This window comes from Raineyella sp. (genome assembly GCF_034933565.1).
Taxonomy (GTDB): Bacteria; Actinomycetota; Actinomycetes; order Propionibacteriales; family Propionibacteriaceae; genus Raineyella.
Map to the genome: position 1 here is coordinate 70754 of NZ_JAYFNG010000021.1, position 22421 is coordinate 93174.

General features: G+C 70.1%; 20 protein-coding genes and 1 pseudogene. 16 read left to right on the top strand and 5 right to left on the bottom strand.

The features are described from left to right. Nucleotides 1–63 precede the first annotated feature (63 nt). From rimO to rny, 8 genes are all read left to right on the top strand, one after another. Nucleotides 64–1518 (top strand): 30S ribosomal protein S12 methylthiotransferase RimO, encoded by a 1455-nt coding sequence (rimO, locus tag VB059_RS07320; protein ID WP_323421384.1) that lies wholly within the window; start codon nucleotides 64–66, stop codon nucleotides 1516–1518. Then, a complete protein-coding gene (gene pgsA, locus VB059_RS07325) occupies nucleotides 1515–2126 on the top strand; it encodes a CDP-diacylglycerol--glycerol-3-phosphate 3-phosphatidyltransferase (RefSeq protein WP_323421364.1) in 612 nt (203 codons plus the stop codon). Before rimO ends, pgsA begins: the two co-directional genes overlap by 4 nt. A gap of 167 nt (nucleotides 2127–2293) precedes the next feature. Beyond that, nucleotides 2294–2752 carry a CinA family protein gene (locus tag VB059_RS07330; protein WP_323421385.1) on the top strand — a complete coding sequence of 153 codons (459 nt, stop codon included), beginning with the start codon at nucleotides 2294–2296 and terminating at the stop codon, nucleotides 2750–2752. A gap of 53 nt (nucleotides 2753–2805) precedes the next feature. Further along, complete coding sequence (locus VB059_RS07335; protein ID WP_323421365.1) at nucleotides 2806–3120, top strand: helix-turn-helix transcriptional regulator; 315 nt, start codon at nucleotides 2806–2808, stop codon at nucleotides 3118–3120. Nucleotides 3121–3267: 147 nt separating this feature from the next. Further along, on the top strand, nucleotides 3268–3462 hold the full coding sequence (locus VB059_RS07340; protein ID WP_323421366.1) for a DUF3046 domain-containing protein: 195 nt from the start codon (nucleotides 3268–3270) through the stop codon (nucleotides 3460–3462). A 538-nt stretch (nucleotides 3463–4000) separates the two neighbouring features. Beyond that, nucleotides 4001–5056, top strand: a complete 1056-nt coding sequence (recA, locus tag VB059_RS07345) for a recombinase RecA (protein WP_323421367.1) — start codon at nucleotides 4001–4003, stop codon at nucleotides 5054–5056. A gap of 2 nt (nucleotides 5057–5058) precedes the next feature. Continuing rightward, nucleotides 5059–5598 carry a regulatory protein RecX gene (locus VB059_RS07350; RefSeq protein WP_323421368.1) on the top strand — a complete coding sequence of 180 codons (540 nt, stop codon included), beginning with the start codon at nucleotides 5059–5061 and terminating at the stop codon, nucleotides 5596–5598. A gap of 381 nt (nucleotides 5599–5979) precedes the next feature. Next, the gene (rny, locus tag VB059_RS07355; protein ID WP_323421369.1) at nucleotides 5980–7758 is read left to right on the top strand and encodes a ribonuclease Y; all 1779 of its coding nucleotides are present in this window, start codon (nucleotides 5980–5982) and stop codon (nucleotides 7756–7758) included. A gap of 224 nt (nucleotides 7759–7982) precedes the next feature. Here rny and VB059_RS07360 read toward each other — a convergent pair whose 3' ends face one another. The 4 genes from VB059_RS07360 to VB059_RS07375 form a co-directional block, all read right to left on the bottom strand. Continuing rightward, nucleotides 7983–8894, bottom strand: coding sequence for an amino acid ABC transporter permease (locus tag VB059_RS07360; RefSeq protein WP_323421370.1), 912 nt, complete (start codon nucleotides 8892–8894; stop codon nucleotides 7983–7985). Next, nucleotides 8891–9574, bottom strand: a complete 684-nt coding sequence (locus VB059_RS07365; protein ID WP_323421371.1) for an amino acid ABC transporter permease — start codon at nucleotides 9572–9574, stop codon at nucleotides 8891–8893. The genes VB059_RS07360 and VB059_RS07365 overlap by 4 nt, the downstream gene beginning before the upstream one ends. Nucleotides 9575–9713: 139 nt before the next feature. Further along, a complete protein-coding gene (locus VB059_RS07370; protein ID WP_323421372.1) occupies nucleotides 9714–10550 on the bottom strand; it encodes a glutamate ABC transporter substrate-binding protein in 837 nt (278 codons plus the stop codon). A gap of 104 nt (nucleotides 10551–10654) precedes the next feature. Continuing rightward, nucleotides 10655–11440, bottom strand: a complete 786-nt coding sequence (locus tag VB059_RS07375) for an amino acid ABC transporter ATP-binding protein (protein ID WP_416339517.1) — start codon at nucleotides 11438–11440, stop codon at nucleotides 10655–10657. 212 nt (nucleotides 11441–11652) lie between these two features. Between VB059_RS07375 and miaB the strand changes: the two genes are divergently transcribed. From miaB to VB059_RS07400, 5 genes are all read left to right on the top strand, one after another. Continuing rightward, nucleotides 11653–13251 carry a tRNA (N6-isopentenyl adenosine(37)-C2)-methylthiotransferase MiaB gene (gene miaB / locus VB059_RS07380; RefSeq protein ID WP_323421373.1) on the top strand — a complete coding sequence of 533 codons (1599 nt, stop codon included), beginning with the start codon at nucleotides 11653–11655 and terminating at the stop codon, nucleotides 13249–13251. Between the two features lie 10 nt (nucleotides 13252–13261). Continuing rightward, the gene (gene miaA / locus VB059_RS07385) at nucleotides 13262–14284 is read left to right on the top strand and encodes a tRNA (adenosine(37)-N6)-dimethylallyltransferase MiaA (protein ID WP_323421374.1); all 1023 of its coding nucleotides are present in this window, start codon (nucleotides 13262–13264) and stop codon (nucleotides 14282–14284) included. A gap of 8 nt (nucleotides 14285–14292) precedes the next feature. Further along, the gene (gene dapF / locus VB059_RS07390) at nucleotides 14293–15171 is read left to right on the top strand and encodes a diaminopimelate epimerase (RefSeq protein WP_323421375.1); all 879 of its coding nucleotides are present in this window, start codon (nucleotides 14293–14295) and stop codon (nucleotides 15169–15171) included. Nucleotides 15172–15513: 342 nt separating this feature from the next. Beyond that, nucleotides 15514–16926 carry a GTPase HflX gene (gene hflX, locus VB059_RS07395; protein WP_323421387.1) on the top strand — a complete coding sequence of 471 codons (1413 nt, stop codon included), beginning with the start codon at nucleotides 15514–15516 and terminating at the stop codon, nucleotides 16924–16926. Nucleotides 16927–17148: 222 nt separating this feature from the next. Then, nucleotides 17149–19176, top strand: a complete 2028-nt coding sequence (locus tag VB059_RS07400; RefSeq protein WP_323421388.1) for an ATP-dependent DNA helicase — start codon at nucleotides 17149–17151, stop codon at nucleotides 19174–19176. Nucleotides 19177–19306: 130 nt separating this feature from the next. Here the strand turns inward: VB059_RS07400 and lexA are convergent, their stop codons facing one another. Continuing rightward, entirely contained in the window at nucleotides 19307–20128 is an 822-nt protein-coding gene (lexA, locus tag VB059_RS07405) for a transcriptional repressor LexA (protein ID WP_323421376.1), read from the bottom strand. Nucleotides 20129–20644: 516 nt separating this feature from the next. Here lexA and VB059_RS07410 point away from each other — a divergent pair. The 3 genes and pseudogenes from VB059_RS07410 to VB059_RS07420 form a co-directional block, all read left to right on the top strand. After that, entirely contained in the window at nucleotides 20645–20899 is a 255-nt protein-coding gene (locus VB059_RS07410; RefSeq protein ID WP_323421377.1) for a hypothetical protein, read from the top strand. 435 nt (nucleotides 20900–21334) lie between these two features. Further along, entirely contained in the window at nucleotides 21335–21805 is a 471-nt protein-coding gene (gene nrdR / locus VB059_RS07415) for a transcriptional regulator NrdR (RefSeq protein ID WP_323421378.1), read from the top strand. Between the two features lie 28 nt (nucleotides 21806–21833). After that, a pseudogene (locus VB059_RS07420) lies at nucleotides 21834–22421 on the top strand (vitamin B12-dependent ribonucleotide reductase); the annotation flags it as partial.

Genomic DNA, 22421 nt, shown 5'->3' on the forward strand with positions numbered 1-22421 from the left:
GGGCCGGCGGGGGATTCGTGGGGGATACTGGACGGCATCATGAGTGATGGAACTTCAGACCTGCTGTCGGTGCACCTGGTCTCCCTGGGCTGTGCACGCAACGACGTCGATTCCGAGGAGCTGGCGGCCCGGCTGGCCGAGGGGGGCTTCCGGCTCGTCGACGAGGCCGACGGTGCCGACGCGGTGATGGTGAACACCTGCGGGTTCATCACCCAGGCGAAGCAGGAGTCCGTGGAGGTGCTGCTGGAGGCGGCCGACCTGAAGGCCGAGGGCCGCACACAGGCTGTCGTCGCGGTCGGCTGCATGGCCGAGCGGTACGGCGCCGACCTCGCCGCGGAGCTGCCGGAGGCCGACGTGCTGGGCTTCGACGACTACGACGACATCGTCGCCCGGCTGCAGGGCATCCTGCACGGCGTACGCCCCACCCCGCACGTCCCGCGGGACCGGCGCGAACTGCTGCCGATCACCCCGGTCGAACGCCAGGCCGCCGTCGGGGGGATCGTCGTCCCCGGCGTGACCCACGCCGGCTCGGCCCACCTCGGGATCGGCCCCGCACCGGCGAGCGGGCCCCGGGAGTTCCACCGCCGGCTCTCCGGTGCTCCTTCGGCACCGCTGAAGATCGCGTCGGGCTGCGACCGACGGTGTGCGTTCTGCGCCATCCCCTCGTTCCGCGGGTCGTACGTGTCGCGGGCGGTCGACGACATCGTCGCGGAGGCCCGCTGGCTGGCGAGCCAGGGCGTCCGCGAGGCCTTCCTGGTCTCGGAGAACACCTCCTCGTACGGCAAGGACCTCGGGCCGGGACAGGACCTCGAGGTGCTGCTCCGCGAGCTGTCGGGGATCGATGAACTGCCGTGGATCCGGGTGAGCTACCTGCAGCCGGCCGAGCTCCGCCCCGGGCTGGTCGGGACGATGGGCCGGCTGGACAAGGTCGTCGACTACTTCGATCTGTCGTTCCAGCACGCCGCCCCTGACGTCCTGCGCCGGATGCGTCGCTTCGGCGACCCCGATGCCTTCCTCGACCTGATCGGGCAGGTCCGGTCCGCCGCCCCGCAGGCCGGCATCCGGGCCAACGTCATCGCCGGCTTCCCGGGCGAGACCGAGCGCGACGTCGAGCTGCTCGCCGACTTCCTGCGGGCCGCCCGCCTCGACGTCTGCGGCGTCTTCGCCTACTCCGACGAGGAGGGCACCGAGGGCGTACGCCTCGACGGTCACCTGCCCGAGGACGAGATCGAGGACCGCCGGGCGATGCTCGCCGACCTCGTCATGGAGGTGATGGAGGACCGCGCCACCGACCGGGTCGGCGAGGAGCTGACCGTCCTGCTCGAGGCCCGCGACGAGGAGGACGGCTCCTGGGTGGGCCGCGCCGCCCACCAGGGGCCCGAGGTCGACGGGGTGACCACCCTCGACCCGGCGGCGGTCGGCGACGCCCACTATGCCGTCGGTGACTTCGTCCGCGCCCGGGTCACCGACGCCGAGGGCATCGACCTGGTCGCCCGTCCGCTGGAGGAGGTCCGATGAGTGCTGACCGCCATGGCGAGCCGTCCCCCTGGAACGTACCCAATGCGCTGACCGTCCTGCGCATCCTGATGGTCCCGCTGTTCGGCTGGATGCTGCTCGCGCACCCGGACCAGGCCGGCTGGCGCTGGGCCACCACCGGGGTGTTCGTCCTGGCGATGGTGACCGACTTCATCGACGGCCATCTGGCCCGTTCCCGCAACCTCGTCACCAGCTTCGGCAAGCTGATGGATCCGATCGCCGACAAGGCGCTCACCGGGATGGCCTTCATCGGCCTGAGCATCATCGGCGAGCTGTGGTGGTGGGTGACGATCGTCATCCTGCTGCGCGAATGGGGCATCACGGTGATGCGCTTCTTCATCCTCAAGTACGGGGTGATGGCGGCCAACCGCGGCGGCAAGGCGAAGACGATGACCCAGTCGGCCGCCCTGGTCCTGTACCTGTTGCCGTTGCCGGCCGCCGGGCTGTCGATCGGCGGGGTGGCGGAGATCCTCTCCTGGGTGCTGATGGCTGCGGCGTTCCTGCTCACCGTGCTCACCGGGCTGGACTACCTGCGCGAGGCCGCCCGGATGCGCTCCTCCTACCTCGCCGCCCACCCCGAGGCCCGATGATCCTCCCCGACCTGCCGTACGGGCCCACCCCTGCCGCCATGCCGGGCCCCCCACCCGGGACCCGCGTCTCGACGGTCCGGTCGGCCGGGACCGGGCCGGTGCGACCCCGGGTGGGCGGTGCCCTCACCCGGGGCGCCGCGCCCAGTGACCCGGCGTACGACCTCGCGGTGGACCTGCTGGACCTGCTGGGGCGCACACCGGCCACACTGGCCACCTGCGAGTCCCTCACCGGGGGCCTGCTGGGCGCGACCCTGACATCGGTCGCCGGGGCCTCCGCGGTCTACCGTGGCGGTCTCATCACGTACGCCACCGACCTCAAGCACTCGCTGGCCGGCGTGGACGCGGGGGAGCTGGCCCGCGACGGCGCCGTGGCCATCTCCACCGCCCTCGCGATGGCGGCCGGTGCCCGGGAGACCTGCCGGGCCGACTGGGGCGTCGGGGTCACCGGCGTGGCGGGGCCCGATCCCCAGGAGGGACATCCGGCCGGCACCGTCTTCATCGCTGTGGCCGATCGTTCCGGTGCCGCGGCGCGCGAGTATCGCTTCGACGGCGACCGGCACACGATCCGCACCCGGTCGGTCGAGGAGGCGTTGCGTCGGCTCCTGGAGGCCTGCCGCCAGGCCTGAACCGGCGTACGCGTCAGGGTGGCGGGCGATTGTCCGCCGGGTAGACTGACGCCATGGCCCCTGTCACCGACATCTCCAAGCCCGCGCTGATGCGCGAGCATCTCGGCGCCACCTTGCGCTCCGAGCGTGTGGCACAGGGCAAGACTCTCCGGGACGTGTCCCGACGCGCAGGGGTGAGCCTCGGCTACCTCTCAGAGGTCGAGCGGGGTCAGAAGGAGGCCTCCAGCGAGCTCCTTGCCGCGATCTGCGGGGCGCTCAACGTCCCGATGTCGCACGTGATCGGGGATGTCGCTGAGCGGATGGCCGATACCGAGCGCACCATCACCCCGCTCCCGCTGCGGCCCCGGGCCACCGCGACGGCCGCCTGAGCGGTCCTTCACCGTCGTCGACCGTTTCTTCGCGGGATTCCGTCGCGGGATCGTCTGCTCTCGGGGTCATCGTCCGATCAGGTCGGTCCGCCCGCCCGGCCAGTCGCGGCGTGCGGGCGTCCCCGTCGTGGCGGGTACTGTGTCCGGGTGCGGGAGACGGAGTTGTGGCGCAGGCTCGGGCAACAGCTCGGGTCGGGGTACGCCAGAGTGTGGGCCGAGCAACACGTGATGGCCGAGCTCGGCGGCCGTACGGTGGTGGAGGCCCTGGCCGCCGGTGTGCCGCCCAAGACCGTATGGCGGGCCTGCTGGGCGGCCCTCGAGCTGCCCGCCAAGGAACGCTGACCCCACCGCCCGGTGGCGGTGGTCGAGTTTGCGCCGACAGTGCCGACACGCCGCACCCCTCCCTGCGGATCGAACATCTGTTCGGTAAGTTGTCCACCGGGGTGCTACCACGAACGGCATCCGTCCACAGCCGGCAAGAGAGGCGCGGCGTTGTCAGTGGTCGTGCCTAGTGTTGTCGACGATGACGATGACGACGACGACGAAAACCGAAGGACAGGGTGGCTCCGAGGCAGACGACGGGGGCACACCGGCACCGACCACAGCAGGACAGGACACAGCAGCACCACAGAGCGCAGTACCGCAGGGCGCAGGACCCCGGAGCGCAGCAGCGCGACAGGGCACGGCGTCACACGCAGCACCACCAGCAGCACGCAAGCCGGCCGCACGTAAGCCGGCCGCACGCAAAGCCGGCACCGCGAAGGGCGGTGATGGCGAGGACCGACGACAGCGGGGTCCCGGCGCGAAGCGCGGGGCACCCGAATCCCCCGCTCGGCGGGGGGCGAGTGTCCCGGCGACGGGGAGACGAAAGGGCGAGCCGATGGCAGTCAACAACCGCGAGCAGGCGCTGAACGCCGCGCTCGGCCAGATCGAGAAGCAGTACGGCAAGGGTTCGGTGATGCGTCTGGGAGACCGGACGCACGCCAACATCGAGGTGATCCCGACCGGGTCGGTGGCGTTGGACATCGCGCTCGGCGTCGGGGGCCTGCCACGGGGCCGGGTCGTCGAGATCTACGGGCCGGAGTCCTCCGGCAAGACGACGGTGGCCCTGCATGCGGTGGCGCAGGCGCAGGCACAGGGTGGTATCTGTGCATTCATCGACGCGGAGCACGCCCTCGACCCCGAGTACGCGAAGAAGCTCGGTGTCGACACCGACGCCCTGCTGGTCAGCCAGCCGGACAACGGTGAGCAGGCACTGGAGATCGCCGACATGCTGGTGCGGTCCGGTGCCCTGGCCCTGATCGTCATCGACTCGGTCGCGGCCCTGACGCCGCGCGCCGAGATCGAGGGCGAGATGGGCGATTCACACGTCGGCCTGCAGGCCCGGCTGATGAGCCAGGCGCTCCGCAAGATGACCGGTGCCCTCAGCAGCGCTGGCACCACGGCGATCTTCATCAACCAGCTGCGCGAGAAGATCGGCGTGATGTTCGGCAACCCCGAGACCACCACCGGTGGCCGGGCGCTGAAGTTCTACGCCTCCGTCCGCCTCGACGTCCGGCGGATCGAGACGCTGAAGGACGGCACCGAGATGGTCGGCAACCGTACCCGGGTGAAGGTCGTCAAGAACAAGGTGGCCCCGCCGTTCAAGCAGGCCGAGTTCGACATCATCTACGGCCAGGGCATCAGCCGTGAGGGGTCGCTGATCGACATGGGCGTCGAGACGGGGCTGGTCCGCAAGGCCGGCGCCTGGTTCACGTACGACAGTGACCAGCTCGGCCAGGGCAAGGAGAACGCCCGCAACTTCCTCAAGACCCATCCCGAGGTCGCCACCGAGCTGGAGACCAAGATCAAGACGAAGATGGGCATCGGAGTCGCTGCCGACGCTGCGGAGGCCGAGGAGGACATCGACCCGGAGACGGGCGAGGTGAAGTTCTGATCATGACAGGACGCCGCGCTCCGGGCCCGGAGGACAATCCGGACCCGGAGGCCGACCCGTACGACATCGCCCGGGAGATCGTGCTGGCCCGGCTCACCGACCGTGCCCGTTCGCGCCGTGAGCTGGAGCAGGCCCTGGCCAAGCGGCACACCGACCCCGAGGTGGCGACGGCCGTCCTCGACCGGCTGACCGAAGTGGGACTGGTCGACGACCGTGCCTTCGCGGCTGCCTGGGTGGCGTCCCGGCAGGAGCGCAAGCAGCTGTCCCGGCGTGCCCTGCGCGACGAACTCGTCCGGAAGGGCGTCGAGCGGGACATCATCGATGAGGTGCTCGAGGCGGTCGACGGGGACGAGGAGTTCAACGCAGCGCTGGCCCTGGTCGAGCGCAAGGCCCGGTCGATGGCCGGGCTGGCTCCGGAGGTCCGTCGGCGCCGATTGGTCGCAGCGCTGGCCCGACGGGGATTCTCGGCGGGGGTGGCCTACCGGGCGCTGTCCGCTCTCGAGTCGGAGCCGGACGACGGTGCCTGGTCCGACGACCTCTGAGCTCGGCGGCCGGCTCGGTCCGGTCCCGCCTGGCCCGTCCGGTCCAGCTCGACCCGTCCGGTCCAGCTCGGCTCGGTCGGCCCCGACTGGGCCGTGCCTCGCCCGGTGGGCTGCCGGGCCGGGCATCGGGCCCGACACGGTCGGCCGCCGAGGGGACGGTGCGGCAGGGTTTGCGGGCCCTCGGTAAGATACCCGCTGAGGGTAGTGCAGTGATCCTTCACTGACGTGAGTGATGCATATCGGGGTCGGACGACCCCGCGCACGATAGAGATGGTTGTTTACCAGAGTGGCCGGCATCGGTGGATGTTCGGCCACTCGGTGCACCACGCTGTAGCGCCCTCCTGATCTGCACGGACGCGTGCCGAAGGGAGTGCTTGCCATATGAACTCGATGGTCGGGTTCCTGGTCGTCGGGGCCCTCCTCGTCGTTGTCCTCATCGCCATCGCGGTGCTGGCCGTCATCCTGCTGCGCCGGTACCGCGCGGCGGGCCCGGAGGGTCCGACGCCGGCCCAGCTCGAGGAGATCGCCCGGCTGCGGGCGGAGGCCCAGCAGGAGGTCGATGCGCTGCGAGCCCGTGCGCTCGAGGAGGCCCACGGCCTGCGGGCCGACGGGCAGGCCGAGGCGGACGCCGCCCGGGCCCACGCCGCCCGGCTCCGGGCCGAGGCCGAGACCTACCAGCGCACGCTGCGGGAGGAGGCGGACAGCTACGACCAGTCGATCCGTTCGGCGGTCGATGACCTGCGTCAGAAGGCCCAGGCCGCCCTGCTGCAGGCCGAGGCGGCCCAGCTCGAGGGGGATCGGCTGCGGGGCGAGGCCGCCTCGTTCTCCCAGTCCCAACACGACGAGATCCGCGAGATCCGGCTGAGTCAGGAGCGCCGTGAGCACCGGCTCACCGAGCGCGAGGAACGCCTCGATCGCGACGGAGCGGAGCTGGAACGGCGCCGCGGCGAGGCCGAGGCCCAGCGCCAGGAGCTCGGGACCCGCGAGGCCGCCGTGTCCGCGGCGGAGGCCGACCGGCGGGCGGCCCTGGAGCGGATCGCCGGGCTGAGCGCCGAGCAGGCCCGCGAGGAGGTCCTTGCCGTCGCGCAGCAGGACTCCAAGCGCCAGGCCGCGATCATCGCCCGCGACATCGAGTCGGAGGCCCGTCGGCATGCGGAGGTCAAGGCCCAGGCGGTGATCGTCGAGGCGATCCAGCGGCTCGCGCCCGAGCAGACGGCCGAGTCGGTGGTCTCGACCGTCGACCTGCCGAGCGACGAGATGAAGGGGCGGATCATCGGCCGCGAGGGGCGCAACATCCGCTCGTTCGAACAGATCACCGGGGTCAACGTCCTGATCGACGACACGCCGGAGACGGTGCTGCTGTCCTGTTTCGACCCGGTGCGGCGCGAGACCGCACGGTTGGCACTGACCGAGCTCATCGCGGACGGCCGGATCCATCCGGCCCGGATCGAGCAGGTGTACGAGCGGTCCCAGCGCCGGATCGCCGACCGCTGCCAGCAGGCCGCCGAGGACGCGTTGCTGGAGGTCGGCATCCACGATCTCCACCCTGAGTTGGTCACCCTGATGGGCCGCCTGCGCTACCGCACCTCGTACGGCCAGAACGTGCTCAAGCACTTGGTGGAGTGCGCCAACATCGCCGGCGTGATGGCGGCCGAGTTGAAGCTGGACGTGGCGAGCTGCAAGCGCGGTGCGTTCCTGCACGACATCGGCAAGGCCCTCACCCATGAGGTGCAGGGGCCGCACGCGGTCATCGGCGCCGACCTGGCCCGCAAATACGGGGAGTCCGAGGACGTCGTGCACGCCATCGAGGCGCACCACAACGACGTCGAACCGCACTCTGTCGAGGCTGTGCTCACCCAGGCCTGCGACGCGGTGAGCGGGGGGCGGCCCGGTGCCCGCCGGGAGTCGCTGGAGTCGTACGTCCAGCGGCTGGAGCGTCTGGAGGCCCTTGCCGCGGCCCACGAGGGCGTCTCCAAGGTCTTCGCCATGCAGGCCGGCCGCGAGGTGCGGGTGATGGTCGAGCCGGGAGCCGTGGACGACATCGGTGCCCAGGTGCTCGCCCGCGACATCGCCAAGCAGGTCGAGGAGGAGCTGACCTACCCCGGCCAGATCCGGGTGACGGTCGTGCGCGAGTCCCGCGCCACCGAGGTGGCCCGCTGACGCAGCTCGCTACGGAGAGGCCGACCGGCGGGGCACGAGGACGACGACCCGGGACGACACCTGGGACGGTCCGGGGAGATCCGGGACAACGACGACGGGGCCTGGCACGGATGAGGGGCCCGGCACTGATGTGCCGGGCCCCTCATCCGTGTCGAGTGCGACCACGCTGCGCTGAGCAGGACCACGCTCGCTGAGCGGGACCCGACCCGTCGAGTGGGGCGGATTCACTCCTTGAGCGGCACCTCCTGGTTGTGCACGTGGTCCTCCATGTTGAGTCGCTCGAGCTTGAGCATCCGGCCGGCCTGCCGTGAGCGGGAGCGACCCTCCAGATAGCCGGCGAGCCGGGTCAGCGAGTAGTTGATGATGATGAACAGCACCGCCGCGACCAGGAACGCCGCGATGGAGTTGGACCAGCGACTGGCCAGGGTCTGGGAGGAGCGCAGCAGCTCGGGGTAGCTGATGATGTAGCCGAGGGCCGAGTCCTTCACGATGACGACCAGCTGGGAGACCAGCGCCGGGAGCATCGCCGTGACGGCCTGGGGCAGCAGGATCAGCCGTCGGGTCTGACCGATGCTGAGCCCGATGCCGAGCCCGGCCTCGGTCTGGCCGCGCGGCAGGCTGTTGACGCCCGCGCGCAGCAGCTCGGCGATGACCGCCGAGTTGTAGAACGTCAGACCGGCGACCACGGCGACCAGCGGTTTGACCTCGACCAGTGAGCCGGTGAACAGGCTGGCCATGAACGGCACGAAGATCGTCATGAAGTAGACGAAGAGCATCATCATCAGCACCGGGACGGCCCGGAAGAACTCGATGATGACGGTGCACACGAACGACACCGGCCGGTTGAAGGACATCCGCCCGAGCGCCAGCGCCAGCCCCAGCAGGGAGGCCAGCACCACCGCCATGGCCGCCGCCTGGATGGTGTTGATGATGCCGGGCAGGATGTACGACACCCAGGTGTCGGCCCGCAGGAACGGGGCCCATTTGGCGCCGGTCAGCTGCGCGCGCAACCCCCAGATCAGCCCGGCCACCAGGGCGGCGATGACCACGATGCCGACCAGGCCGATGATCCGGTTGCGGAGGATGCCCCGGGGCCCCGGCGCATCGAAAAGAACGCTCGCCTGCTGCGTACTCATCGCTGCACCTGCCATTTCGTCGAGGCCCAGGAGAAGAACAGGCCGGCCGGCAGCGTGAGGATGACGAACCCGAGGGCCATCAGGAAGAAGATCGCGTACAGATGCTGTGGGCTGAACTCGATCATGTTCTTCATCAGGTACGAGGCCTCGGCCACGCCCACCGCCGAGACGACGGTGGTGTTCTTCGTCAGCGCGATGAAGGTGTTGCCCAGCGGGGTGATCGCCCCGCGCATCGCCTGCGGCAGGACGACCTGGGTGAGCGACTGGCCGAAGGTGAGCCCGATCGCCCGGGCGGCCTCGGCCTGTCCGTTGGGCACCGTGTTGATCCCCGACCGGATGCCCTCGGCGACGAACGTCGCGTGGTAGCCGGACAGTGCGACGACCGCCCAGGTGAACAACTGCGCCTTGGGGTCGACGGACTCCGGCAGCAGGTGCAGGTTCATGAAGAGGTAGAGCCCGAGCACGCAGAAGGTCACGATCAGCGTCAGCGGGGTGTTGCGGACCAGGGTGACGTACGCGGCGCCGAAGCGCTGCAGGGACGGGATGGGGGAGACGCGCATCACAGCGATGACCGTGCCGATGACGAGTGCGCCTCCGGCGGAGATCAGGGTCAGGCGGATCGTCATCCAGAACGCCGCCAGCACGTTGTACTGCTGGAGGAGCTCGATCAGGCCTTGCACGGTGGATCACCTCCGGGATCGAGGGTGCCCGGGAAGCGCCCGGGGTCGCGTCCGCGACCGTCGTGGTGTCGGGGCCTCGAGCAGGCCCGGGCACCACGGGTGGGATGCGGCGCGGGCGCATCCCACCCGTTGCGTCGGACTAGGCGGTGCCGGGCTTCGGCGGGTTCAGCTCCTTGTTCGGCTGGTAGCCGGAGGCGCCGACGTTGGCGTCCAGGAACTTCTGCCAGGAGCCGTCGTTGATCATCTTGGTGAGGGCGTCGTTGACCTTCGTCTGCAGTGCGGTGTCGCCCTTCTTGAGGCCGACGCCGTAGCGCTCCTGGGTGAACGGGTGGCCGATCACCTTCAGCTTGCCCTTGTACTGGTCCTGCGCCGCGTAGCCGGCGAGGATGATGTCATCGGTGGTCATGGCGTCCATCGACCCGGCCGCCACGGCCTCGGCGCACTTCGAGTAGGTGTCGACCTCCTGGAGCTGCACCTCCGGGTACTGGTCCTTGATCTTCTTGGCCGAGGTCGAGCCGACGACCGAACAGAGCTTGTGGCCCTTCAGGTCGGCGGGCCCGTTGATGTCGGTCCGCGACGACTGCACCAGGATGTCCTGGCCGGCGATGAAGTACGGCCCGGCGAAGTCGACCTTCTCCTTGCGGGCGTCGGTGATCGAGTACGTGGCGAAGATGAGCTGCACCTGGCCGGACTGGATCAGCGTCTCGCGCTGGGCCGAGGGTGCCTCCATGAACTTGATCTGGTTCGCCTGGTACCCGAGCTCCTTGGCGACGTACCGGGCCACGTCGACGTCGAAGCCCTTGTACTCGCTGCCGACCTGCTGGCCGAGGCCGGGCTGGTCGTACTTGATACCGATCGTAATGGTGCCGCCCGTGCCCCCGGAGGAGGAGCCTCCCGACCCGCCCGCCACACAGGCGGACAGCGCGAGGCTCATGACAGCGGCACCGACGGCGAGGCCGATCCTGCGATAGTGCATCAGGTGTTCCTTTCGGTTGGTCCGGGCGCTGCCGCCCGGGGTCTGGTGCGTACGTGGGCCGTACGCAGGGTGTGTCCGGAAGGTTCAGGGTGTGTCCGGAGGACTCAGTGGGAGAGGATCTTCGACAGGAAATCGCGGGCCCGGTCGCTCTTCGGGGCGGTGAAGAAGGCGTTCGGGTCGCCCTCCTCGACGATCTGGCCGTCGGACATGAAGACCACCCGATTGGCGGCCTTGCGGGCGAAGCCCATCTCGTGGGTGACGACGATCATCGTCATCCCCTGGGCGGCGAGGTTGATCATCACATCGAGGACCTCCTGCACCATCTCCGGGTCCAGCGCCGAGGTCGGCTCGTCGAAGAGCATCACTTTCGGCTTCATCGCCAGCGCGCGGGCGATCGCCACCCGCTGCTGCTGGCCCCCGGACAGCTGGGCGGGGTACTTCTTGGCCTGGTCCGCGACGCCGACCCGCTTGAGCAGGGCCATCGCCTCGGCCTCCGCCGTCGCCCTGGCGGTCCTGCGCACCTTGAGCGGCCCGAGGGTGACGTTCTCGAGGATCGTCCGGTGGGCGAACAGGTTGAACGACTGGAAGACCATCCCGACCTCGGCGCGCAGCTGGGCCAGCTGCTTGCCCTCCGACGGGAGCCGGCGTCCGTCGATGGAGATCGTGCCCGAATCGATCGTCTCCAGCCGGTTGATCGTCCGGATCAGTGTCGACTTGCCCGAGCCGGACGGGCCCAGGACCACCACCACCTCGCCCTTCGCCACCGACAGGTTGATGTCGCGCAGCACGTGCAAGTCACCGAAGTGCTTGTTGACGTCCTGCAGGACGACGATCGGTGCGCCGACCTCATGGACCAGCGGTCCGGTGTCCTCGGGGTGGATCGATGTCATGACCGCACGATAGGGCCCGTCGGGTCGATTGGACAGGGGTTACGGGGGTCAGCATCATCGATTGTTCCGGGGCCGTCACACGACGCCGCCCCGAACGCCCGTCCGTGTCGATGACGGCGGTGCTCGGCACCCGCCGGCCGTGTCGATGTGGTATCGCCTGTGGCACCGCCGTACGGATGTGGTAGGAGGCGCTCCTGTAGAGTGGGCCCGCCATGAACGAGACCTCCGCCGCCTTGCCTCCTGCCACCGCCCTGTCGCCCGCCGTCGACGGGCGATCCCTGCCGCGTACGTACGAGGTGCGGACGTACGGCTGCCAGATGAACGTGCACGACTCGGAGCGGATCGCCGGACTGCTCGACGAGGCGGGGTACGTGCCCGCCACGGCGGGCGCCGACGCGGACGTGGTGGTGTTCAACACCTGCGCCGTGCGGGAGAACGCCGACAACCGGTTGTACGGCAACCTCGGCCACATCGCTTCGGTCAAGGCCGAGCACCCCGGCATGCAGGTGGCGGTCGGCGGATGCATGGCCCAGAAGGACCGCGACGTCATCGTCCGGCGTGCGCCCTGGGTGGACGTCGTGTTCGGCACCCACAACCTCGGCTCGCTGCCGGTGCTGCTGGAGCGTGCCCGGATCCGCCAGGAGGCGCAGGTCGAGATCAAGGAAGCCCTGGAGACCTTCCCGTCCGACCTGCCGACCCACCGCGACTCGGCCTACTCGGCCTGGGTCTCGATCAGCGTCGGCTGCAACAACACCTGCACGTTCTGCATCGTTCCCTCGCTGCGCGGCAAGGAGACCGACCGGCGGCCCGGCGACGTGCTGCGGGAGATCCGCACCCTGGTCGACCAGGGTGTCCAGGAGGTCACGCTGCTCGGCCAGAACGTCAACGCGTACGGCACCGGCTGGTTCGGCGACGAGCGGCCGGGCGATCTCGGACCGCACGGGGACCGGCAGGCCTTCGCCTCGCTGCTGCGCGCCTGCGGCGGGATCGACGGGCTGGAGCGGGTGCGGTTCACCAGCCCGCACCCGAAGGACTTCACCGACGACGTGATCGCGGCGATGGCCGGGACGCCGAACGTGATGCCCCAGTTGCACATGCCGCTGCAGTCGGGCTCGGACGAGGTGCTGCGCCGGATGCGGCGCTCGTACCGGTCGGAGCGGTTCCTCGGCATCCTCGACCGGGTCCGCGACGCCATGCCCCACGCGGCGATCACCACCGACATCATCGTCGGATTCCCGGGGGAGACCGACGAGGACTTCGAGCAGACGATGGAGGTGGTCCGGCGGGCGCGGTTCAGTGCCGCCTTCACCTTCCTGTACTCGATCCGCCCCGGCACCCCGGCCGCCACGATGCCCGACCAGGTGCCGGACGAGGTGAAGCACGCCCGCTACCAGCGGCTGATCGACCTGGTCAACGAGATCGCCTGGGAGGAGAACCGGGCGCTGGTCGGGGAGCGGGTCGAGGTGATGTTCGCCGACGGTGAGGGCAAGAAGGACGGCGACACACATCGGATGTCGGGTCGCGCCCGCGACAACCGTCTCGTCCACGTGGCCGTCCCCGACGATCCGGCGCTGCGGCCGCGCCCGGGCGACATCGCCGAAACGGTCATCACGTACGCGGCGCCGCACCACCTGAACGCCGATGCCGGCCTCACCGGCCTGCGGCGCACCCGCGGCGGTGACGCCTGGGCGGCCCGCCAGGAGACCCCCGCGGTGTCCCCGAGCGGCCTGCTGCCGGTGGTCGGGTCAGCGGATCAGGACCGACCGACGCGGCCCACCGTCCGGCTGGGCATCCCGGTCAGGCGTTCCTGAGGTCGTGACGGTGTCGGCCAAGTCTCTCCCCGTGGTCGCGGTGATCGGCCCGACCGCCTCCGGCAAGACCGCGCTGGCGATCGCGTTGGCCCGCCGGATGGCGGCAGCCGGCCAGCCGGCCGAGATCGTCAACGCCGACTCGATGCTGGTCTACCGGGGCATGGACATCGGGACCGCCAAGCCGACCGCCGAGGAACTGGCGGCCGTCCGCCACCATCTGGTCGACGTCTGGGACATCGACCGGACGGCGACAGTGGCGGACTTCCAGCAGCTGGCCCGCGAGGCGATCGCCGGCTGCCGGGCCCGCGGTGTCGTGCCACTGCTGGTCGGCGGGTCCTCGCTCTACATCCGGGCCATCGTCGACGAGTTCGAGTTCCCCGGCACCGATCCGACCGTCCGGGCCCGGCTGGAGGCGGAGTCGGCGCGGGTCGGGGTGGCGCACCTGTACGAGCGGCTGCGAACGGCTGATCCGGCCGCCGCGGCGGGCATCGAGCCCAACAACGAGCGCCGCGTCATCCGGGCGCTGGAGGTCATCGAGCTGACCGGGCACTACGTGTCCACCCTGCCCGAGCACCGCTACGCCCTGGCGGACGTGGTGCAGATCGGGCTGTCGCTGGAGCGCGATGTGCTGGACGCCCGGATCGCCGCCCGGGTGGACCGGATGTGGGCGGACGGCTTCGTCGACGAGGTGCGCCGACTCGAGGCACGAGGTCTGCGCCAGGGGCGTACGGCCTGCCGGGCCCTCGGCTACCGCCAGGTGCTGGACTTCCTCGCCGGCACGATCGACGAGGCGGCCGCCAGGGCGGCCACGATCACCCGGACCCGGCGGTTCGCCCGCAAGCAACTGGGCTGGTTCCGACGTGATGACCGGATCATCTGGGTGGATGCGACCCGGCCGGCGGCGGAGCTGGCGGACCTCCTGCTGGCCGGACCGCTGCGTCGCCTGGTCGCTCCCGCCGCCTCCGCGCAGCCGACCGAGGTGCCGCCCGCGTCCTCCCGGCAGCCGGCCGAGGTGCCGCCCGCCGTGGAATGATTGTCGCCATGCGTGACATCACCTTCGCCAAGGGGCACGGCACCCGCAACGATTTCGTGGTCTTCACCGACCAGGCGGGGATGCTGGACCTCGACCCGGTGGAGGTCCGGTTCCTCTGTGACCGGCGCGGCGGGGTGGGGGCCGACGGCCTGCTCCGGGCGGTGCGGGGCAAGCACATCCCCGAGTGGGACGGCGACCCGGACGCCTGGTTCATGGACTACCGCAACGCCGACGGGTCCGTGGCGGAGATGTGCGGCAACGGGGTGCGGGTGTTCGTCCGCTACCTGTACGAATCAGGCCTGGTCAACGACCGGGAGATCGAGATCGGCACCCGCGCCGGCGCCCGCCATGCCGTCCTGCTGCCGGACGAGCGGGTCCGGGTCGAGATGGGGCCGGTCCGGGTGCACGACGGGGCACTGGCGCCCACCGTGCCGATCACCGTGGCCGACGACGGACGCGGGCCGCGGACCTGGCAGGCCCAACCGGTGGACGTCGGCAACCCGCACGCGGTGTCCTTCACCGACGACATCGGCGTCCTCGACCTGACCCGCCAGCCGACCTGGCCGGTCGGAGAATTCCCCCACGGAGTCAATGCTGAGTTCGTCCGGATCATGGACGAGGGCCATGTCGGGATGCGGGTGTACGAGCGCGGCGTCGGGGAGACCGAGTCCTGCGGCACCGGGACGGTCGCGGTGGCCGCGGCGACCGCCACCCGGTTGGGCCTCGGGATCGGTCCCGAGGAGCGCCGGATCCGGGTGGACGTGCCCGGCGGCGTGGTGGTCGTCGGGCTCAGCCGGGCGTCCGCGGACGCGCCCGTGACGGCGACGCTGACCGGTCCGGCCCAGCTCGTCTACCGGGGATCGATCGTGATCCCCGATCTCGCCTGACGCGCGGCTGCGCGGTGGGGCCCACCTCCTACACTGGGTGAATCGGACACCCGAGGAGGAACCATCGCCATCACCCCGACCGGACCCGGTCCGGCAGACCCGCAGGACGAGTACTGGCCCACGCGTGGGCGCGCCGCCCTGATCCGCGCTCGACGGCTGCACCCCGAGGGGACGCCGCCCGAGGCACCTGACGAGGCGGTGACCGACGACGATGCGGTGACCGACGAAAATGCGGCGACCGATGGAGCTGCGGCGCGCGACGAGGAGATCGCCGGGTCTCCGCAGGAGGCACCGTACGATGCCTCGGACGAGGCGGACGATGACGATCTCGGCGTGACCCTGATGTCGGAGGACTTCGTCGGGATCGAGGGGGAGGACCCCGAGTCGTACGACGGTGACCAGCTCGAGCTGGCGGAGCGCCTCTCGCTGCGCCGGGTGGCGGGCATCCGCACCGATCTCCAGGACATCACCGAGGTCGAGTACCGGCAGCTGCGACTGGAGCGTGTCGTGCTCGTCAGCGTCTGGACCACCGGCAGCCAGGCGGATGCCGACAATGCGATGGCCGAGCTCAAACTGCTCGCGGAGACGGCGGGTTCGGAGGTCCTGGAGGGCCTGATCCAGCGCCGCAAGCAGCCCGACCCGGCGACCTACATCGGCCGGGGCAAGGTGGCCGAGGTCCGCGAGGTCGTCCGGGCCACCGGCGCCGACACCGTGATCTGCGACGGCGAGCTGTCCGCCTCCCAGTTGCGCAACCTGGAGGATGAGATCAAGGTCAAGGTCGTGGATCGTACGATCCTGATCCTCGACATCTTCGCCCAGCACGCCCGCAGCGCCGAGGGCAAGGCCCAGGTCGAGCTGGCCCAGCTGCAGTACCGCAAGCAGCGGCTGCGTGGCTGGGGCGGGAACCTGTCGCGTCAGGCCGGTGGCCAGGCCGCCGGCGGTGCGGGTATCGGCGGGCGCGGGCCCGGTGAGACCAAGATCGAGACCGACCGGCGCCGGATCAACACCCGGATCGCCATCCTCCGGCGCAAGCTGCGCGACATGGACGTCACCCGGGAGACGAAGCGCGCCGAGCGCCATCGCCACCGGATCCCGTCGGTGGCGATCGTGGGGTACACCAACGCCGGCAAGTCGTCCCTGTTGAACCGGCTGACCGGAGCCGGAGTGTTGGTCGAGGACGCCCTCTTCGCCACCCTGGACCCGACCACCCGCCGGGCGGAGGCCGGGGACGGGCGCGTCTACACCCTGACCGACACCGTCGGATTCGTCCGACACCTGCCCACGGAGCTGATCGAGGCGTTCCGGTCCACGCTCGAGGAGTCGTCCCAGGCGGACCTGCTGGTCCACGTTGTCGACGGCGCCGATCCCGATCCCGCCGGCCAGGTGGACGCGGTCCGCCAGGTCCTCGGCGAGATCGAGGCGACGGACCTGCCCGAGCTGTTGGTCTTCAACAAGATGGATCTGGTCGACGCGACGACCCGGCTGGGGCTGGCCTCGGCCTATCCGGCGGCGATGTTCTGCTCGGCCCGCACCGGTGTCGGCGTCGAGGAGATCCGGGCGGCGATCGAGGCGGCGCTGCCACGGCCCGAGGCGGAGGTGCGCGCGTTGGTGCCGTACTCACGCGGCGACCTGCTCGACAAGGTGCACCAGTACGGGGAGTTCGTCACACAGGAGTTCACCTCCGAGGGCACCCGGATCGTCGCGCTGGTCCATGCCGACCTGGCGGGGGAGTTCCGGCCCTACCTGGAGCAGTGAGTCTCGGCGGTGTCCGGGGCTCGGTGTGCCCCGGTGGCGTACGCCGCCCGCGTCGGTCACCCACCGGCGCGGTGACCGACCCGCTCGCCTCCCGGCCGGCGCGAGCGGAGCGTCTAAAGTTGACGGGTGCCTTCCCAGAAGCTGCCCCCGGTGACCGCTGACGACCTCCTCGAGGCCTCCGTCGGCGTGATCGGCGGCAGCCCCCGCCCGGGGCAGCAGGCGATGGCGCAGGCGATCGCCCGGTCCCTGGACCGGGGCGAGCACCTGCTGGTGCAGGCCGGGACCGGCACCGGCAAGTCCCTGGGCTACCTCGCGCCGGTGCTGGCGCACCTCGCTGCGCACCCCGACGACCGGGTCGTGATCGCGACGGCGACCCTGGCCCTGCAGGCACAGCTCGCCGACAGCGACATCCCCCACGCCCTCGCGGCGATGGAGAAGGTGGCCGGCAAGCGGGTACGGTCGGCCGTCCTGAAGGGGCGGACGAACTACGCCTGCCTGCTGCGGGTCCGGGAGAACGGGCCGGTGGAGCAGCAGGGCCTGTTCGGTGGCGCCGACGTCGCCGATCAGATCCGTGAGTCCGGGGCCGATGAGGTGTCCGTGCTGGGGGCCGAGGTGCTGTCCCTGCGCGAGTGGGCCGAGGAGCAGGCCGAGCGGGACGGGCTGGCGGATCGGGACGAGGCCCCGACCCACACCGCCCGGGGCTGGTCGCAGGTGTCGATCTCGTCGCGGGAATGCCTGGGCGCGCAGCGCTGCCCGTTCGGCGCGGAGTGCTTCGTGGAGAAGTCCCGGGAGCGGGCCCGGGCCGCCGATCTGGTGGTGACCAACCATGCCCTGTTGGCCATCGACGCCATGCAGGAGGGGTCGGTGCTGCCGGAGCACTCCGCGGTGGTCATCGATGAGGCGCACGAGCTCGTCGCCCGGGTGACCGGTGCCGCCTCGGCCGAGTTGAGCCCGCAGATCGTCGAACGCGTCGCAAAGCGGGCGATGGCGTGGATGGACGACGACACTGCCCTCGACCTGATGGATGCAGGTGAGGCGCTGGGGACCGCGCTCGACGCGGCGGACCTCGCCCGGGTCGAGCCGGGCGAGTCGGCGCTGACGACCGCGCTGGGCCAGGTCCGCGACCTGGCCCGTGACGGCGTGTCCCAGCTCGGCAAGGGCCGGGACGGCAAGGACTCCGACAGCAACGACCGACGCCAGGCCCAGGCGGCGTTGCAGGAGGTCTTCGAGGTCGCCGAGCGGATGGCGGCCCCGGCGGACGGCGACGTCGTCTGGGTGATCGACCGGGACCGGTCGGGGCGCGAACTGCGCGCGGCACCGTTGTCCGTCGCGGGGCTGATGCGAGGGGCGATCCTGTCCGATCGTACGGTCGTGTTCACCTCGGCGACGCTCAAGGTCGGGGGTGGCTTCACCAAGGTGGCCGGATCGTTCGGGCTGCGGGCCGCCGAGCAGGTGGACGGGAACGAGCCGACCGGCGACCGGGGGCCCTCGGCCGACGAGGTGATGGGGGCCGGGTTCACGGCCGCGATGGAGGGCGTCCTGCCGTGGCGGGCGCTCGACGTCGGGTCGCCCTTCGACTACAGCAAGCAGGGCATCCTCTACCTCGCCCGCGACCTGCCCCGTCCCGGCCGGGACGGGACGGATCCGGCGGTGCTCAGCGAGATCGCTCAGCTGGTCTGGGCCGCGGACGGGCACACCCTCGGGCTGTTCTCGTCCCAGCGGGCGGCGCAGGCCGCCGCGGAACACGTCCGCCAGGAGCTCCCCGCGATGGAGGTCCTGCTGCAGGGGGACGCCCATCTGGCCGAACTGACCCGGCGCTTCGTCGCCGAGCCGCGGACCAGCCTGTTCGGGACCCTGTCGCTGTGGCAGGGGGTCGACGTCCCTGGTGACACCTGCCGGCTCGTGATCATCGACAAGATCCCCTTCCCGCGCCCCGACGAACCGCTCATGCAGGCCCGGCAGCAGGAGGTCGAGCGGCACGGCGGCAACGGGTTCATGGCGGTGGCCGCCACCCATGCCGCGCTGTTGCTGGCCCAGGGGGCCGGTCGTCTGATCCGCCGCACCACGGATCGGGGCATGGTGGCCCTGCTCGACCCCCGGATCGTCACCGCTCGTTACGGCAGCTTCCTGCGGGCCTCCCTGCCGCCGATGTGGACCACGACGGACTCGGACGTGGCCGTCCGGGCCCTCCAACGGTTGGCCGCCGAGGCCGAGCCGGGATCCGGGCAGGAAGACAGCCGAGCGTCCTGAACGGGGCTGGAACGGCGCGGGTCGGGACGGCACAGGGCTGGGCCCGGTGATCAGGTCAGTCCGTCCTGGTCCGATCGCCATCCTGGTCCGATCGCCGGCCGGATCGGACCAGCCGTCAGAGCGACACCCTTCAGACTCGCCGGAGGACAGCGACGACCTTGCCGAGCACGGTCGCATGGGTGCCGTCGATCGGGTCGTACGCACTGTTGTGCGGCAGCAGCCAAACCTTGTCCGCCGTGCGCTTGAACGTCTTGACCGTCGCCTCGTCGTCCAGCATGGCGGCGACGATGTCCCCGTTGCTGGCATCCGGCTGCTGGCGCACGACGACCCAGTCCCCGTCACAGATCGCGGCGTCGATCATCGAATCGCCGCGGACCTCCAGCATGAAGACGGTGCCGTCCCCGACCAGCTGCTTCGGCAGCGCGAAGACGTCCTCGACATGTTCCTCTGCGGTGATCGGCATGCCGGCCGCGATCCGGCCGACGATCGGCACATTGACCGCCGTCGGCATGGCGTCACGCAGCCCGGTGGGGTCGAACGGTGGCACGTCGGGGGAGGATGACACGGCGGAGGACGCCTCCGGATCACCCGTGGTGACCACCTCCATCGCCCGTGGCCGGTTCGGATCGCGGCGGATGTAGCCCTTCTCTTCCAGCACCTTCAGCTGGTGGGAAACGCTCGACGGACTGGACAGTCCGGCCGCGTCGCCGAGCTCCCGGACGGTGGGCGGGTAGCCGCGGTCCTCGACCGTGGCACGGATGATGTCGAGGATCAGCTGTTGGCGTGCAGTGAGTTCGCGCAGCGGTGTGGCCGGCCCGCCGACCCGGTGGTCCTTGCGCTCGGCGAGGCCCTGGCGACGGGCCCGGCGCGCCGCCAGGACCTGCTCCTCGACAGCGCTGGTACGTGGTCGCCCCCGCCGGGGAGGGGTGGTGTCATCCGGTCCATCGGCCATGCCGACACGCTATCGCATCGAAACAGTCATTCAAACATCTGTTCGAGCGTGTCGTGCAACAGGCCGTGGCGATCCTTCGGCGTGTTCCCTGACGGTTCCGGACGGTCATGCCTGGTCGGAACCCTCACCGTCGGAGCGCTGTCAGACCCCTGGTGTGTGCTTCTGGGTGACGGTGGCCGAAGGGGCGACCGGAGCGACGGGTCTTGCTATTCGATCAGACGTTCGCTAGGGTTTTCGTACGTAGGTTCGACTCAGGAGATGACGATGACTGCTGTGGTACGTGAGGCTGCTGTGGTGCGCCGGTCGGGTGTCACTCGCGGGACCGATGCGGTGCGTGGGGTTGGTTCTGTCCATGGCGTGGGTTCTGTCCATGGGATGGGTCCTGCCCGTGAAGTTTCGAGGCAACCTCGCGCTGGGGTGGATCGGTCGTCACTGGAGCGGCGATGTGCCCTGGTGGACGGTCGGTCTGTGGTGTTCGATGTTCGTACGCGGGGTGCCGGCGTCGGGAGTGTCGGCATGAGTGGTGCTGGCGTGGACGGTGTTGGTGTGGATCTCGCGGGTCGAGGGTGTGCCGCCACATTCGGTGGTCCCGTTCTGTCCGGTGCTGCATGGGTGCCGAGGTTCGGGGAAATCGACCTGGCTTCGATCCGTGCCCGTTTCGGGTCTGCCGTCGACGCGGTGTTCGCGCTGACACTCCTGGTCCTGATGGCCATCTCTGCCGTGGTGATCTCTGCGGTCCTCGTGGGTGTGATGGCGGGCTACATCTCCTGACGCCTACTTGTGCGGTTCCCGGGGCGTTGCTGGCTGGCCCGGAGGCGTGTGTCGGGTTTGCTCCGTTGGGTGTCCAGGTGTCCAGGGGTCCAGGGGTGAGCGTGCGGTCAGATGGGAGCATCTGGTCGGGTGGAACGGTGGTCCGGCTTCGGGGGTGGAGCGGTGGTCCGGCCCGAAAGACGTTCTGGCTGCGTGATCGGTGGCCGGCGAGGGCTCAGGGTGCACTCTCGGCGGGAGCCGGTCGGGTTGATCTATGGGTGACAGCGTTCTATGATCACAACATCTAGTAGTTACAAGCATGTGTTTAATCCACAAGTAGTGATTAGTTACCCACACGTTGTCCACATGTGATCAACAGGCCCATCCCCAGTCTTGGCGCTCAGGTGGGCCTGATGTGCCGATCGGTCCACCGCGGACCGGGGAAGGGGGAGGGTCGTGAACTGTCCGTTCTGCCACCACGGTGACACGCGCGTTCTCGATTCTCGCGCCACCGAGGACGGTCAGTGTATCCGTCGTCGGCGCCAGTGCCCCGAGTGTGGTCGTCGCTTCACCACTGTCGAGCAGATGCAGCTGTCGGTGAGCAAACGGTCCGGTGTTGTCGAGCCTTTCGATCGCGACAAGATCGTCCAGGGCGTACGCAAGGCCTGCAAGGGCCGTCCCGTCACGGCCGACCAGCTCGCCCGACTCGGTCAGCAGGTCGAGGATGCCATCCGGGCGTCCGGCCAGACGATCATCCCGTCGCACGCCGTGGGGGTGGCCATCCTCGGTCCGCTCCGGGAGCTCGACGAGGTCGCCTACCTGCGGTTCGCCAGTGTCTACCGCCAATTCGAGTCCGCTGAGGACTTCGAGGCCGAGATCGCCGCCCTGCGGGCCGGCTCGACCTCGGTCGCCGCCAACAACTCGTAGCCTCCACCCAGCAGAAGAGGGGTCAGCCATGTCCGAAACCACCCGTCCGTCGGCCAGTCGGTCACGGTCGGCGCGTCCCAAGCCCATCAAGGGTGCGGGCCTCACGGTCGCGCGGGTCTTCAGCTCCGAAGGGGTCCATCCGTACGACGAGGTCACCTGGGAGCAGCGTGACATCGTCCAGACGAACTGGAAGACAGGCGAGAGCGTCTTCGAGCAGCGCGGCGTCGAGTTCCCGGACTTCTGGAGCATCAACGCCTCCACCATCGTCACCACGAAGTACTTCCGCGGAGCCGTCGGAACCGATGCCCGTGAGGACAGCCTGAAGACACTGATCGATCGGGTGGTGAACAAGTACCGCACCACCGGCGAGGCCGAGGGCTATTTCGCGACCCCGGAGGATGCCGGCGTCTTCGCCGACGAGCTCACCTGGATGCTGCTGCACCAGTACTTCAGCTTCAACTCCCCGGTGTGGTTCAACGTCGGTACCGAGGCGCCCCAGCAGATCAGCGCCTGCTTCATCCTGTCGGTCGACGACTCGATGGACTCGATCCTGAACTGGTACGCCGAGGAGGGGCGGATCTTCAAGGGCGGCTCCGGGGCCGGCGTCAACCTCTCC

What these genes read in the sequence shown, in the direction of transcription:
- pgsA (WP_323421364.1), top strand. Translation starts at nt 1,515, where the DNA reads ATGAGTGCTGACCGCCATGGCGAGCCGTCCCCCTGGAACGTACCCAAT.
- VB059_RS07335 (WP_323421365.1), top strand. Translation starts at nt 2,806, where the DNA reads ATGGCCCCTGTCACCGACATCTCCAAGCCCGCGCTGATGCGCGAGCAT.
- recA (WP_323421367.1), top strand. Translation starts at nt 4,001, where the DNA reads ATGGCAGTCAACAACCGCGAGCAGGCGCTGAACGCCGCGCTCGGCCAG.
- VB059_RS07350 (WP_323421368.1), top strand. Translation starts at nt 5,059, where the DNA reads ATGACAGGACGCCGCGCTCCGGGCCCGGAGGACAATCCGGACCCGGAG.
- rny (WP_323421369.1), top strand. Translation starts at nt 5,980, where the DNA reads ATGAACTCGATGGTCGGGTTCCTGGTCGTCGGGGCCCTCCTCGTCGTT.
- VB059_RS07360 (WP_323421370.1), bottom strand. Translation starts at nt 8,894, where the DNA reads ATGAGTACGCAGCAGGCGAGCGTTCTTTTCGATGCGCCGGGGCCCCGG.
- VB059_RS07370 (WP_323421372.1), bottom strand. Translation starts at nt 10,550, where the DNA reads ATGCACTATCGCAGGATCGGCCTCGCCGTCGGTGCCGCTGTCATGAGC.
- VB059_RS07375 (WP_416339517.1), bottom strand. Translation starts at nt 11,440, where the DNA reads ATGACATCGATCCACCCCGAGGACACCGGACCGCTGGTCCATGAGGTC.
- miaB (WP_323421373.1), top strand. Translation starts at nt 11,653, where the DNA reads ATGAACGAGACCTCCGCCGCCTTGCCTCCTGCCACCGCCCTGTCGCCC.
- dapF (WP_323421375.1), top strand. Translation starts at nt 14,293, where the DNA reads ATGCGTGACATCACCTTCGCCAAGGGGCACGGCACCCGCAACGATTTC.
- hflX (WP_323421387.1), top strand. Translation starts at nt 15,514, where the DNA reads ATGTCGGAGGACTTCGTCGGGATCGAGGGGGAGGACCCCGAGTCGTAC.
- VB059_RS07400 (WP_323421388.1), top strand. Translation starts at nt 17,149, where the DNA reads ATGGCGCAGGCGATCGCCCGGTCCCTGGACCGGGGCGAGCACCTGCTG.
- lexA (WP_323421376.1), bottom strand. Translation starts at nt 20,128, where the DNA reads ATGGCCGATGGACCGGATGACACCACCCCTCCCCGGCGGGGGCGACCA.
- VB059_RS07410 (WP_323421377.1), top strand. Translation starts at nt 20,645, where the DNA reads ATGAGTGGTGCTGGCGTGGACGGTGTTGGTGTGGATCTCGCGGGTCGA.